This window comes from Sporosarcina sp. GTC18466 (genome assembly GCF_055389225.1).
In genome coordinates this window covers 3,048,117-3,061,150 of sequence record NZ_AP044037.1, presented here as the reverse complement: position 1 = coordinate 3,061,150, position 13,034 = coordinate 3,048,117, and the positions used below count along the sequence as shown (strand labels likewise).

The window sequence follows — 13,034 nt, the reverse complement described above, 5'->3', positions numbered from 1 at the left end:
TTCGTGCTGACTTTCGGGCGGCTTGCTGTCTGTTGATCCTTACAATCGCTTATCCGCCAAATCCGCTTTGTGGCCGGATGCTTTCTTGCCTGATGTCAATCCGGACAGCCGATCCGGCAGCGCAATGAGCGCCGGCAAGAAGACCGGAAGCAGGATGAAGCAGAGCACGATCAGTCCTGTGATGACCGCGGTCGCAAGCTCTGTCAGCAAGATGATCCCTGCCGGCATAAGCGTGGCGAACGTGCCTCCGAGGATGATGACCGCCGAGATGATGACGCCGCCGATATGCTTCGAGGCGGTGACAATCGCTTCCCGCGGATCAAGATCCGGGTATTCCTTGAAGCGCATCATCAGGAAGATGCTGTAGTCCACTCCAAGCGACACGATGATGATGAACGAGAAGAATGGGACAAAGGATGATAACCCGGCATAGCCGAGCCATCCGATGAAAATGCTGTTCACGACGAACATCGCCGCATAATACGCGCCTACAAGGGACGCCGTGATGAAGATCGGTGTCCAGAACGAGCGGATGACGAGGAACAATACGAGCAAGACGCCCGCGATGACGATCAACGTCGTCTTATTCAAGTCCCTGGACAAGATATCATTCATGTCCTTCGTCGTTGCGCTGGATCCGGTTGTCCCGTAATCGGAACCGTCCAGTACGGTGCTCTTCAAGCCTGCGCCGATCGCCTGGTTGATCTGGCCGACTGTCTTAAGGGCAGCCGCAGAATACGGATCGTCATTCAAGATGACCGTCATCTTCGTGATGGTGCGGTCATCCGACATGAACGCATCGAGAGCTCCCGTGAATTCATCATTCGACAGGGCTTCCTCCGGAATGAAGAAGCTTTCGTTCTGATTCAGCTGCGACAAGTATCCGTTCGTCTGGCCGATGCCATCTGAGATCTCATCGAGGCCGCTGTTCACTTCGGACAATTGGCTTCCGAATGCGCTGAAGCCGCCCAGCCCTTCCGCAAGTTGCATCTGGCCCGCTTTCATCTGGCCCAGGCCGTCGTTCACAACAGCCATGTTGGTCACGATCGTACCGATGCCGGACGATGCTTCTTTGAGGCCGCCTTGCAGCTGATCAAGACCGCCCGCCATTTGTTTCAGGCCGCCGCTGATTTCCGCGAGGCTTTGGTTGGCGGTGCCGAATCCTTTTGTCACTGTATTGTATTGCTCATTCAGCGCAGCCATGCCTTCCGGCGTGATTTCGCTCAAAGAGGAAGAAATCCCCGCTAGCGTCTGGCTGAGCTTCACATAGTTCTCATCTGCTTTCAATTCTTCATAGCTGCTGCCCAGCTCTTCCACCATCGGCTGCATCATGGCAAGCGTCTGTTTCACGCCTAGGAGAGCCTGGGTAGCGCCTTGATAGTGCGTGCCCATCTCCTGATAGCCCGCCTGCATCTTCTGGTAGTTCTCCGCCAGCTGCGTGACGCCGCCGCTCATTTTCGTGAGATTCGTTTCAATCGCAGCAATGCCGCCTGCAATCGTCTCGGCATTGGCGGAACCGCCGCTCAGCCCTGCCTGGATCTGCTTCAGGCCGCCGGATAGTGCCGTCATGCCGTTCTGAAGCTCCGCCGTGCCGCTTACCATATCGCCCACTTTTGAGAAGTCAGCCGAGCCGAGTTTCTCCTGCGCTTCTTTCATTCCGTCCGAGATGGCGTTGACGCCTGTCTGCGCTCCTGACAATCCGTCGGTTACCGTGCCCATCTGGCCTGAGACATAGAAATCTTCGATGCGCTCTCCTAAAGGCTGCGTGACTGAGGAGACTTGTTTGACTCCTTTCAGCGCCTTGAGCCTTTCGGTAATACTGTCGATCACCGCGAGAGAATCATTGTTATCAAGCGCCTTGTCATGCTCGATGACGACTGTCGCCGGCATCGACTGCCCTTTGCCGAAATGCTCTCCCACAAGATTGATGGCTTCAGATGAAGGATAACTGTCGCCCAGTTCCCCGACTGTATCAAAGTTCAGTTTCTCTTCATGGAAGATGACCATCGGACCGACGACAAGCAGGACGATCAACGTGATGATGATCGGATGCTTGATCCCTAGAGACGAAGCTTTGCCCCAGAATTTATTTTCCTTATGGCCGCCCGCGTTTTTCGATGGCCAGAACAGCTTCTTGCCAAGCACTTTCATGATAAATGGCGTCAATGTCAAAATCTCCAGCAATAGGATCGTCACACCGATGACGACGACGACGCCCGACTGGTAGATCGGGGATTCGGAGAAGACGAGCGCGAGAAACGCGATGAATACGGTCAAGATGCTGTACGCAATCGTTTTCCCCGCTGTTTTGTACGTGTTGATAATCGATTCATCCGTTGAGAAGCCTTTTGCCAGCTCTTCCTTGAACCGGTTGAACAGCAGGATATTGTAATCCGTGCCGAGACCGAAGAGGATCAGGACGAGAAGCATCTGCGTCAGGCTCGTCACCGGGAATCCTGCCTTGTCGATCAGCTGCGCGGCAATCCCCATCGAAACGAGATAGGAGAACGCAACAGCGAGCAATGAGATGAACGGCGTCACTACTGATTTGAATGCAATGATCAGGACGACGAGGATGAAGATGACAGTGAGCGCGGCGCTTTTTTCCACGCCCGCCTGCGTCGCCTTTAGATAGTCGTTGTTGATGAAATCCTCACCGCTCAGGAAATACTCGACCGGCACGCCGTCGAGCTTCTTCTCAAACAGCGGCTTAATATCATCGATCTCCCTGTCTTTCTTATCCAGCTTATAGCTGACCATAAGCGTCGTGCCGTCTTCAGAGATCAAGTTGTCTTTCGCATCCGGCATATTGAATGGATCGATCATGCTCGTGATGCCAAGCTCTGCGCTGCTGTCATCGAGCGACTGCACCGCTTTGCCGATCTCTTTCATGTCACTGTCTGAAATCTTGTCTTTATCGTAAAAGACAATGAGGTTGTCGGTGCCGACTGTCGTGTCCATCTTCTTTAGAATCTCACCTGCTAGGACGGACGGACTGTCTGCACTCGTCCCTTCTTGCCCTTGTTCACGCAGGATCGCATTTACGTCCGGCTGGATAACCGTCAGCACGACCGTCGCAATGAGCCAAAGTGCAAAAATGGCCCAGCGCCCTTTTATAATAGCTTTCATTCCATTTCCTCCCGCGTTTCTGTCTATTTCTTTTTACTGTTTTCGGAGAAGTACACGATATCCGGATACCCGTAATCATCCATGCCGTCAGCTTCGATCTGCTGCTGAACGGCTGAGACCAATAGACTCATTCCGTGCTCCGCAATCTTCTGTTCTTCAGGCGTCAATCGCTCCAGCACCGCCATCAGCGACTGATTTTTCAACTGTGAGATGCTCTCGTCGATCTCCTCAGCCAGCCTTGACGACAAGGTAATATCGACGAGGCGCTTATCTTTCGCATTCGGCGACTTCTTCAAGATGCCTTTTGACACCAGCCGCTCCACAATATCCGAGACCGTACTTTGCGTCATCTTCAGATTTTGTGACAGCAATTTGACACTTACTGTCTGAAGGGCAAACACTTCGCCAATCACCCGGATCTGCGGGATTGTCACGCCATGTTCCTCCGCCTGCCGCTGCAGGCTTTTCATCGTATACCGATGCAAATAGTCGATTGACTCGCCTAACATCACAGCTCTATCCACTCTTCTTTTCACATCCTCTAAAATTCATCGCATGCGATACATCTGATGCGATATATATCGTAATCCCCTGCACGGCGTTTGTCAATGGCGAAACTCGCACAACGTTCATATGATATGCGCCCGCTCACATAGAGTAGATTAGGACAACCGAAAAGCGATTTAGCAGAGAAGGGACGGCGCAATTAATTCATGGAAAAAGCATTACTGCTCATTATCTTACTGCGGATCTTCTCAGGCAGCGTGGACATCACCGCCGCCTTATTCATGTACAAGTTCAATGACCTCGAGAAAGCCTTCTACATCAACACGATGCTGGCGCTCGTCGGTCCATGCGTGCTGATCATCACGACAGCGATTGCCTTGCTGGGACTCGCCGAGAAGATCTCCCTGCCCCGGATGATCTGCCTGTTTGCAGGGATCACACTGCTGTTGATCAGCCTTAAAATGGAGTGAGAGAGCACAAATCAAAAAGAAGCACGCCTCCCCTTACTGGAGAGAGCGTGCTTCTTTTGTCATTCATTCGGCTGGTCGGCCGAATCCTTCGTGTATGAGTACTGCGAAGGGTCGACCGGCGTATAGCCTTTCGGCGTATGGAAGCGGAGCAAGTCGCCATTGACGACTTTATCAGAAAGCCCCAGCTTATAATTCACTTCTTTTTTCATCGATTCCGCGAGTTCCAGCTTGGATTCATCTAGTGGCTCGCCGGTTTGATTGTCATAGTACGTATCATTGATCGAATCGATTGCCGGGCTGATGAAATCGCCATTCCGGAACGGGACGACTTCGCTATGCTCGTCCGAGAACAGGTCAGACCCGAACTGGACAAAGTCCTTCGTATCGATGCCAAGAAGGTGGAGAAGCGTCGGCAGCAGGTCGGTCTGGCCGCCATACGTATGGTGGACGCCGCCTTTCATGCCCGGAACGTGTATGAACAAGGGCACGCGCTGCAAGTTCGCACTTTCATACGGCGTGATCTCCTTGCCCATGATCTGTGACATCGCCTTCTTATGATTTTCGGAAATGCCGTAATGGTCGCCATACAGCACGATCATCGAATTGTCATACAGACCCATCTCCTTCAGCCGCTTGAAGACGGTCTCGATTGCTTCGTCAGTATATCGCGCCGTCTGGAAGTAATCATCGACGCTGACATCGCCTGTGTCGGCTTTCCCGATGGACGCGAGGTCTTCGTTCAGGTCATACGGATAGTGGTTCGCCACGGTGATGAACTTCGTGTAGAACGGCTGCGGCAAAGACTGCAGCATGCTCTCCGACTGCTCATAGAATGGCTTGTCCAGCAGACCGTATTCGGCCATATCGATCGGCGCGCTCGTATCATAATAGCTCGCATCGAAGAAATGATCAAAGCCGAATCCCTTGTAGATCGTGTTGCGGTTCCAGAAGCTGCCGTTATTGCCGTGGAACACGGCAGATGTATAGCCGTGATCCGCCAGAATGCTCGGAGCGGCCTGGTACGTATTCTGCGCTTTCGTAATGAACGCCGAACCTTGCGGCAGACCGAAGAGCGAGTTTTCCAGCATGAATTCCGCGTCCGACGTCTTGCCCTGGCCTGTCTGGTGGAAGAAGTTATCGAAATACGCCGTGTTCTTATCTTTCGTCAATGAATTCAAGAACGGCGTCACCTCTTCCCCGTTCAGCTTGTAATCGATCAGGAAGTTCTGGAACGACTCGAGATGCAGATAGATGACGTTCATGCCTTTGGCAGCGCCAAAATAGGCAGGATTCGGATCCGCGTACGTCGATTGCGTATAGTTGATCACTTCCGTAATGTCGCTGCTGTCCGCAAGTGCCCGCTGCGAGGAAGCGGCCATCGTTTCCACCGAATCGTAGATCGAGTAATTGTACATGCCGAGATATTTGACGATGTAGTTCCGGTCAAATCCGCGCGTCAAAAGCTGCGGACGGCTCGCTTCCGCAAGACCGAGGTTGACGATCGAGAGAATCAGTGCGCCAGCGATGATCGCAGACACTTTCTTCCTTCCCGTCCGGGTCGCTTGTTTCTCCACCTTGCTGGAAAAACGGAGGTACAGGAGAACGGCGACATCCATAAAGAACAGGACATCAAGCGGCTCGAGCAATGACTTGACACTGCCGCCGAGATCACCGAAGTTCTGCGTCTGGAACAGCGTCGGCAACGTGATGAAATCACTGAAGAACCGGTAGTAGACGATGTTTGCGTAGAGCAGGAACGACATGAGCGAGTAAATGACGACAAGCGCCGTGTATCTTCTTTTGCCTTTGAACAAAAATGAAATTCCTAGGAACAGCAAGGCTGAACCGAGCGGATTGAGCACTAGCAAGAACTGCTGAAGCAGTCCCTCTGCCCCGAGTTCAAATTGCGTCGTTTGTGCGATATATGTTTTCATCCATAACATCAAAACAGCGATTGCATAGATTCCTAAAAAGTTGTGCAACAAGAAGTCTTTCATATTCGATGGTTTTCTCATGTAAACACCAACCTTTTATCTGAAATTATTGTACAAATGTATATTTATTTCTACAGCTAAAACATAGTACTCCTCTATGGCGATTTCGTCAAGTCAAAAACTTCCATAGTGCAATGGAGCATTCTGCCATGTGGCGCCGCCTCTTTCGCCAGTACAGGACGAATCATGGAAGGTCGGGGTTCCGCGGGGGAACTAGTTATATGGAGAAAAAACGGGGAAAGGATACTGTAGGCGAAGAAACGTTTCGGATGGGTGAAGTTCTATTCCTATACTGTCCCTCATACCCTCGTCTAGCAGGAACAAAGAAAGGGTGGTCCATTATTCGAAAAGCACTTCTCGTGATGCTGATGTTGCTCATCAGTGTTGCAGTTGCCTCGCCGGCAACCGTGAGCGCTGCGTCATCCGAAATGTACGTCCATGCGAAATCAGATATCATTTTGCGGCAAGAACCGCGGCAAAACGCCGTTCGCCTGGGGACGATTCCAAACCATTCCAAGATTACGGTGTTATCGACGAAAGACGGCTGGGCATACGTACAAGCCGGGAAAAACAAGGGATATGTCTATGCGTCCGCGCTGTCCAAGAAGAATCCAAAAGCGGCAGCCAAAGTGGTCACCGGCGGCCTTGCGCCGAAAGACGGCTTGGTCCTGACATACGAACCTTCTTTCCTGGAACCGAAAAGAGAAACATTCATCGTGGAAAAAGATGAGGAATACACATACCTGTACAATAAAAAGAGCGAGCTCTACCCGCATTTTTCGAACTTCACCTATATCGAGGACGGCAAGCAGCTGCTGATGGGCGTTTCCAATTCCGACTTCATCTTCGTCAATGTGCCGTATCCTTTGAAACAGGGAACGCATACGATCGACTCGTCGCTGATGTTCGAGGAACAGAAAGTGCTTGTCGAAAGCACAACGAAACGTGTAACTGTGAAAGCGGGCACGTTTGACAATGCGGTCATTCTGAAATACCCGAATGGCGCACGCGAATACTTTGTCAAAGGGATCGGCATTGTAAAAAGTACAAATTCAAAGGGGAAAGTGATCACGGAGCTGGTGAAGGTGGAGGGGGCGAAGCAGTAAGGATTACGAGTAAGTTGAGCCTGCCCATTAGGAAGAAGAGTCCCGCTATGGAACGGGACTCTTCTTCATTTTCGATTTTCTTAGCCTGGTACTGGAGAGATTCCTACTACTAACTAGCCGTTTTCATTCCGCGTTCCAGCTGACGGGTCAGCCGGTAATAGCCCCTGCAAAATTCCGCGCCATTTCCTCTTGATCAAGATCAATAACGAACTATCCTTCGCGTGCTCATGCCTTCGAACCCCTCAGCTCTTCAATCCGTTCCTCAGTGAGTGAAAATGGAGGTGCCAGGAATGTCATGAATGCACCGATCAAATAGGAAAACACGCTCAGGCCATCGTTCGGATGGGCAGGCGTGAACCGCAACACCGCCATGATGATGATCCCGGCGATGACAATGATGGCAAGCGCCTTGGGAATCGTGGCGAGCTGCCTTTTCTTCTTCGGATTCACGAACACGGCAGCGATCCGCTCCCGCCATAGATGACTGCACAGGAATAACAGGACGGTGCCAGCCAGAACTATCCAAAACGCAGCTGTGCCATGCGCCAACCTGATCAAAGGCATTACTGCGAAAAACGACAGGCCCGTCAGCATCCAATACAGTTGAAGTGAATTGTACCGCTTAGGTTCCTGTTTGCTGTAACGCTTCCATAGAAAGAGAAGACGCAGGAAGACCAAAACTGCAGCTGCTGCATAGAGGGGCAGCCAGAAGAGAAAATGCCCTTCCGGCACAGCGCTGGCGGCCACTGCTAAGAAAAGATGCAAAATCAGTATAAACACCATGAGATTATTCGCTTGCTCCGGTTTGATATGTTGTTGCGAAGTCATCGGTTTCCCTCCTCCTTTGCAGACAAGTACTACTATATGTATTCGTTGCACCGGGCGTTTTTTCCTTCTACAAACGAAAGAAAAGCTTCCCTTTTATGGAAGACTGCCGCTTGCCGCCATGTTTCACTCTCTTCGCCTGGTGGAAATCTTAGAGTAGACAAAGGAGGTCATCCACGTGGATATCTATACGATCGGCCACTATTCACATACCGAAGAGGAATTCATCGAACTGCTCCGCATGGCCGGCGTCGAGCAGCTTGTCGACGTGCGCGCATTCCCGGGCAGCCGGAAATTCCCCTGGTTTGCTAAAGAGGCGATGGAAAAGTGGCTGCCGGAAGCGGGCATCGCGTATAGCCATCTTCCGAAACTCGGAGGCAGGCGGCCGGCGTCAAGCCTCGTTTCCCCCGCGCTCAACGACGGCTGGCAGAATAACTCGTTCCACAACTATGCCGATTACACCTTGTCGCATTGCTTTCAGGAAGGCATCGAAGAATTGACGGCGCTTGCTGAGGACAAGCGCACTGCGTACTGTTGCTCCGAGCGCCATCCCGCCCGCTGCCACCGCCTGCTCATCAGCAACTGGCTCGCCGTTCGCGAATGGGACGTCACCCATATCATCCCCGTGAAAGACGGCGGCGAACTCGTGCCGCACGAACTCGGCAAATGGGGCGCCATGCCGATCATCGAGGAGGACGGGACGGTCGTGTACCCGGAGCTGTGAAAAAGGTCATGGCAGCGGCTTTTCCGGCCGCCCCGGGCAATACGGGCAGTCCGGGTCGCTGCATGCCGATTCCTTCCAGGCGTTGCAGGCGGGACAAAAATACGCGTCGAAATTTTCGTAGTACACCAAACTTGCCTTGCAGACAGAGCAAGATTGCTCGTTATCGAGATGGCCGTATATTTCATGGCCATTTATCATCACCTTGTCGCCTTCAATTTTGAGATCCATTGATGCACGCCCTTTTCATTCTGTTTCCACTACAATGAATTGTAACACAAATGAAGGAGGCAAGCCTTAGCATATTCCGTCACAATTGCCCAAGGATGAAATCACGCACCCACAGCATATGCGCGTCCTTCGGATATCTCTTGGACAAGTCTCCCGCCAGCCGCACCGGGTCGCCGAAAAAATATCGCTCGTACTGGGTCTGCCTCGTTCCGAACGGGCTCATCGTCAGATCCCATGCCAGGCGGAACAGGCGCACCCGGTCCTCCGCGGATCTCGCAGTCCCTTGCAGGTACAAATCAAGGTCCCCCCGGATGCTCGAATGAAATGCTTTTTCCGTCGGCAGCACAATCATCCCGCTCGCGCCGATCAGCTGGATGATTTCGGCAAACCGGGGATAGATCTTCGGAAAGAGATTCCCCGCTGCTAGCAATGGATACAGCTCCGGGCGCATCACCCCCCACTCGTCCACCTCGGCATGATTCTCCGATTTCTCTAGCAACGCCTTCATCGTTTCGAGCCCGATGATGAGTTCGGTCATTTTCTCCTCGATATGCGGATAGGCACCAATCGAAAGCGTGTCGATCAGCAGCCCCGCAATCCCCAGCACGAACTCCGTCTTGACGATCTGCCGCGTCACCACCTGATGTTTCGCAAAATGCTGGAACGATGTGCGGGACGGGAACTGCTCGGCCACCTCCGCATTGTTGTAATAAAACACCCGCTCCCACGGCACCAGTACATTGTCAAAGACGATGACCGAATCCATCTCCTCAAACCGCGAGCTTAACGGATGATCAAAAGACGAGCCGCCGATGAAAGAATCCCGGCAGATGAATCTGAGCCCTTTCGTATTGGAAGGGATCGAAAACGCGAACGCCTGGTCTTCATTGAAAAGGAATTTCCCCACGCTGAATACAAGCACCTCATCCGTCAGGCCACCTTGCGTCGCGAGCAGGCGCGCGCCTTTGACGACAATGCCCTCGTCCTTGACCGCTACGACTTTTGCGGCGATCGGCTCATCGCTTGTTTCCCAGTATGTCTGGGCGCGGTTGACCTGCGGCGTGACAAATGTATGGGTGAACGACAGATCCTTCTCCCTCGCCTCTTCAAAAAACGCAGTCAGATGATCCGGAAAGCAGTTCGGCTTCCCTTTCAAAAAGCCGGCCGATGACGCGAAACTCATCAGCACCGTATTCAAGTAATCCGGACTTCTCCCCATCACCCCGCCAGAATATCTCGCCCACCGTTCGGTCATTTTCCTTCTCCTGATCAGGTCATCCTTTGTTTTCGGCTCAAAAAAGGAAAGGCCGACCGCATCCCCGGACAACGGTGACGCAAATGTCATTTCGTCTTTCAGCTTCGGGTCAAGCTGCATGTCGTACAGCGCCGCTTTGGACCCGAGAACACCTTGAAACGCCGGATGCCTGGAGAGCGGGCCTTGCACCTTTTCCCCGTCATACCAGATTTCATTGCCCAGCCGGTCAATCCGATCAATGAACCCTTTTCCGTCAGTTACCCCCACATGCATCTCCCGTCTATCCGTAGTCAGTCTTTCAATTTATGCCAATGCGGCGCGACGATATGCCTGCCCCCTGTTCGCTAAAAGAATTTATCCGCAAGTGAAATCTTTATCGACCTGCGCCCGTTATACTGAGTGAAAGAGCAAAACGACTTCGATCTGTTGCCTTCCAGCGGATTTCATAGTACATTCCAAGTAATTGACCGGGCGTCCGGGATATTGTTCTCAGACCATTTAGAAATTCATGCGTTGCAGTTGCTCAAAAACAGGGAAAAGCAAATTGAGGACATGGACGACTTGGAAAAGTGGCTGTTGTTTTTTAAAGGAGATCAAAAAGCAAAGGAGAAGATTGCCATGGAAAGTTCTGCTTTCAAAGAAGCCTTTGATGAAATCCGCAGGCTCAGCATGGACCCGGACACTGTCGATCTCGCTATTAGCCGGGAAATTGCATTACGGGATCATATCACCCGGCTAGAAGAAGCTGAGATGCGGGGTAAAGACCAGACGAAAAGGGAATTTGTCTTGAAGATGTACGATGAATCGCTTCCTTTGGAATTAATCTGCAAGCTGTCTGACCTGCCTATAGAAGAAGTGAAGACTATCATTACCACCGCAAGATGAACGGACATGTTACACCAAATCTATAATCAGGCGATCTGCCTAGAAAAAGCATTAGAAACTTAAAAAGGGCAATCCTAGGAGTTATGAGCTCCTAGGCCTGCCCTTCATGCTTACTCAGTCCTGCCCACAAGCGGCACTTCAATCGGCTGAAGCGTGATTTCCTCAATCAGCTCCATCTCTCTTGCCATTCCGTCTTTTGACAGTGCCTTCCCTTGCTTATACGCGGAAGCGACGGGCGTGATAAAGATCGAAGTGGCTTCCGGATCAAAGGCCGGCGCCGTAATTCTCCACGACATCCCAAGCGATTGGTCTCCGTATCCGCCATTCTGCAGCACGTCATATTCATGGCCGAGATTATCTTTCACACTAAAGTTCATGCTAATCGTCTCAAGGTCGTCCCATTTCTCCCTGAGTTCAGCAGCCACCGTATTGGAAAGATAGATGGTATTTGACACAGGGGTTGTCGTCATCTTGCTGACATCGACCGTCATCCCCTGATCCGTGACCGTCAAATCAGCCAATTCGACTGTCTTCGCTTCGAGCGCTTCCAGGTCAAAGGCGAATGTCCAGTCACCCTCGATCGGATTGGCCAGGTCTTCCACCACTTTCAGTTCACTTCCCTCCCACTTTACGTGGATGGCGCCTTCCGGCTTGCTTCCCGTCATCAGATACACCATCTCCACACCGGCATACTTGTGGTCGCTCACCTTCTCTATCATATAGTGGCCGGGCATATAATTTCGGTCTCCATATTCGTCAATCGTCAGGAAGGCATCCAGTATAGGATTTTCGCCAAGATCCCGCTCACTTTCCATCGTGAAGTAGATCGCCACACTCTCCCCATCATACACGGCATCCGTCACGGTCACCTTGACGTCCTGGTCCTCTGACGTCATGCCGATCGCGGTAGAGGATTCACCAAAGTCTTCCACCACCTGGCCTCCCTCCTGGAAAAGCGCAAATACAGTACCGACAATCGGCAATTGCGCCGCGAGAGCCGGAAAGGAAGCGCCAAACGTGACAACGGACAGGCTGAGGACCGCTGCTGCCACGAATGAATTACGCAGCATATGATGGGTTCTCCGTTTCTTCAGCCGCAGCCCTTTCACCGCGTCTTTTTCCGCTTCCGTGACAGGCACCCTGTCAACCCCCGGGTCCATCTTCATCTCGCTGAATCGTTTATAGATCTCTTTCATGCAAAACTGCCTCCTATCTGCGTCTGTTGGATTTTCTTCTTTCCGCGGTACAGCCGGTTATCGACGGCCGCTTTTGTCAGCCCCAGCTCGCCTGCAATCTCCTCGTTCTTCATATCGAGGAAGTACTTCATGATGAAAATATCCCGGTCAAGTTCCGTCAACGTGCTGAGCAGCAGCAGCGCTTCCCGCGTCGACTCCTGGCTCAACGCCGCCATTTCCGCCGACTGTTCCGGTTCCAGATGCACGTCCGTAATAGCAGAAGGCTCATGCAGCCGCATCTGCTTCCGCTGCTTGTCGACCGCCTTGAATTTTGCAATCGTGCAGATCCATCTGCGGAAATCCTCCAGGTCTCCGTCAAATTGTGAAGCGTTGTCCCACGCGCCTAGAAACGTATCGTTGATGCACTCCTGGATGAGCGCCGGATCATGGTAGGAACCGAGCGTGCGATACACCACTGCTTTGACGCTGCCGATGTATTCATCCACCGCATACTCGAACGCCGCCTCATTCCCTTTCTTGAACCGTTTGATGAAATTCCTGTTTGTGATTTTCATGGCCCGCTCCTTTTTATTCTGTAAAAGCTTTTACACCTATGTAATCGTTCGTGGTGGTGGAATGTTCTCATTGTTTTCTTAAAATCTTTAATTAGAATACAAACGAAAAAAGCAATGCGAGAAGGCGTCACATTGCTTTCGTATTCACTAGTAATGCAGAC

12 protein-coding genes are annotated in these 13,034 nt (G+C 51.9%); 4 read left to right on the top strand and 8 right to left on the bottom strand.

Annotation, left to right across the window (positions count from 1 at the left end; all coding sequences use genetic code 11):
* Positions 1 to 39: 39 nt before the first annotated feature.
* Both ACZ5FK_RS15325 and ACZ5FK_RS15320 read right to left on the bottom strand, forming a co-directional pair.
* Entirely contained in the window at positions 40 to 3,129 is a 3,090-nt protein-coding gene (locus ACZ5FK_RS15325) for an MMPL family transporter (RefSeq protein WP_464805725.1), read from the bottom strand.
* 23 nt (positions 3,130 to 3,152) lie between these two features.
* The gene (locus tag ACZ5FK_RS15320) at positions 3,153 to 3,653 is read right to left on the bottom strand and encodes a MarR family winged helix-turn-helix transcriptional regulator (RefSeq protein ID WP_464805724.1); all 501 of its coding nucleotides are present in this window, start codon (positions 3,651 to 3,653) and stop codon (positions 3,153 to 3,155) included.
* Positions 3,654 to 3,842: 189 nt separating this feature from the next.
* Here ACZ5FK_RS15320 and ACZ5FK_RS15315 point away from each other — a divergent pair, with 189 nt between their 5' ends.
* A complete protein-coding gene (locus ACZ5FK_RS15315; RefSeq protein ID WP_464805723.1) occupies positions 3,843 to 4,106 on the top strand; it encodes a YqhV family protein in 264 nt (87 codons plus the stop codon).
* Between the two features lie 59 nt (positions 4,107 to 4,165).
* Here the strand turns inward: ACZ5FK_RS15315 and ltaS are convergent, their stop codons facing one another.
* A complete protein-coding gene (ltaS, locus tag ACZ5FK_RS15310; protein WP_464805722.1) occupies positions 4,166 to 6,121 on the bottom strand; it encodes a lipoteichoic acid synthase in 1,956 nt (651 codons plus the stop codon).
* Between the two features lie 200 nt (positions 6,122 to 6,321).
* Here ltaS and ACZ5FK_RS15305 point away from each other — a divergent pair, with 200 nt between their 5' ends.
* On the top strand, positions 6,322 to 7,206 hold the full coding sequence (locus ACZ5FK_RS15305) for an SH3 domain-containing protein (RefSeq protein WP_464805721.1): 885 nt from the start codon (positions 6,322 to 6,324) through the stop codon (positions 7,204 to 7,206).
* Positions 7,207 to 7,431: 225 nt separating this feature from the next.
* On the opposite strand, the gene ACZ5FK_RS15300 is transcribed toward ACZ5FK_RS15305, so the two are convergent.
* A complete protein-coding gene (locus tag ACZ5FK_RS15300; protein ID WP_464805720.1) occupies positions 7,432 to 8,034 on the bottom strand; it encodes a hypothetical protein in 603 nt (200 codons plus the stop codon).
* Positions 8,035 to 8,209: 175 nt separating this feature from the next.
* Between ACZ5FK_RS15300 and ACZ5FK_RS15295 the strand changes: the two genes are divergently transcribed.
* A complete protein-coding gene (locus ACZ5FK_RS15295; protein ID WP_464805719.1) occupies positions 8,210 to 8,755 on the top strand; it encodes a DUF488 domain-containing protein in 546 nt (181 codons plus the stop codon).
* A 6-nt stretch (positions 8,756 to 8,761) separates the two neighbouring features.
* On the opposite strand, the gene ACZ5FK_RS15290 is transcribed toward ACZ5FK_RS15295, so the two are convergent.
* Positions 8,762 to 8,983: a hypothetical protein gene (locus tag ACZ5FK_RS15290; protein ID WP_464805718.1), complete on the bottom strand. Its 222-nt coding sequence runs from the start codon at positions 8,981 to 8,983 to the stop codon at positions 8,762 to 8,764.
* 79 nt (positions 8,984 to 9,062) lie between these two features.
* Complete coding sequence (gene hpaB, locus ACZ5FK_RS15285) at positions 9,063 to 10,505, bottom strand: 4-hydroxyphenylacetate 3-monooxygenase, oxygenase component (RefSeq protein WP_464805717.1); 1,443 nt, start codon at positions 10,503 to 10,505, stop codon at positions 9,063 to 9,065.
* 132 nt (positions 10,506 to 10,637) lie between these two features.
* Between hpaB and ACZ5FK_RS15280 the strand changes: the two genes are divergently transcribed.
* Positions 10,638 to 11,123, top strand: a complete 486-nt coding sequence (locus ACZ5FK_RS15280) for an Rpn family recombination-promoting nuclease/putative transposase (RefSeq protein WP_464805716.1) — start codon at positions 10,638 to 10,640, stop codon at positions 11,121 to 11,123.
* A gap of 110 nt (positions 11,124 to 11,233) precedes the next feature.
* Here the strand turns inward: ACZ5FK_RS15280 and ACZ5FK_RS15275 are convergent, their stop codons facing one another.
* Both ACZ5FK_RS15275 and ACZ5FK_RS15270 read right to left on the bottom strand, forming a co-directional pair.
* Positions 11,234 to 12,319, bottom strand: coding sequence for a DUF4179 domain-containing protein (locus ACZ5FK_RS15275; RefSeq protein WP_464805715.1), 1,086 nt, complete (start codon positions 12,317 to 12,319; stop codon positions 11,234 to 11,236).
* On the bottom strand, positions 12,316 to 12,873 hold the full coding sequence (locus tag ACZ5FK_RS15270; RefSeq protein WP_464805714.1) for a sigma-70 family RNA polymerase sigma factor: 558 nt from the start codon (positions 12,871 to 12,873) through the stop codon (positions 12,316 to 12,318). Before ACZ5FK_RS15270 ends, ACZ5FK_RS15275 begins: the two co-directional genes overlap by 4 nt.
* Between the last annotated feature and the right edge of the window lie 161 nt (positions 12,874 to 13,034).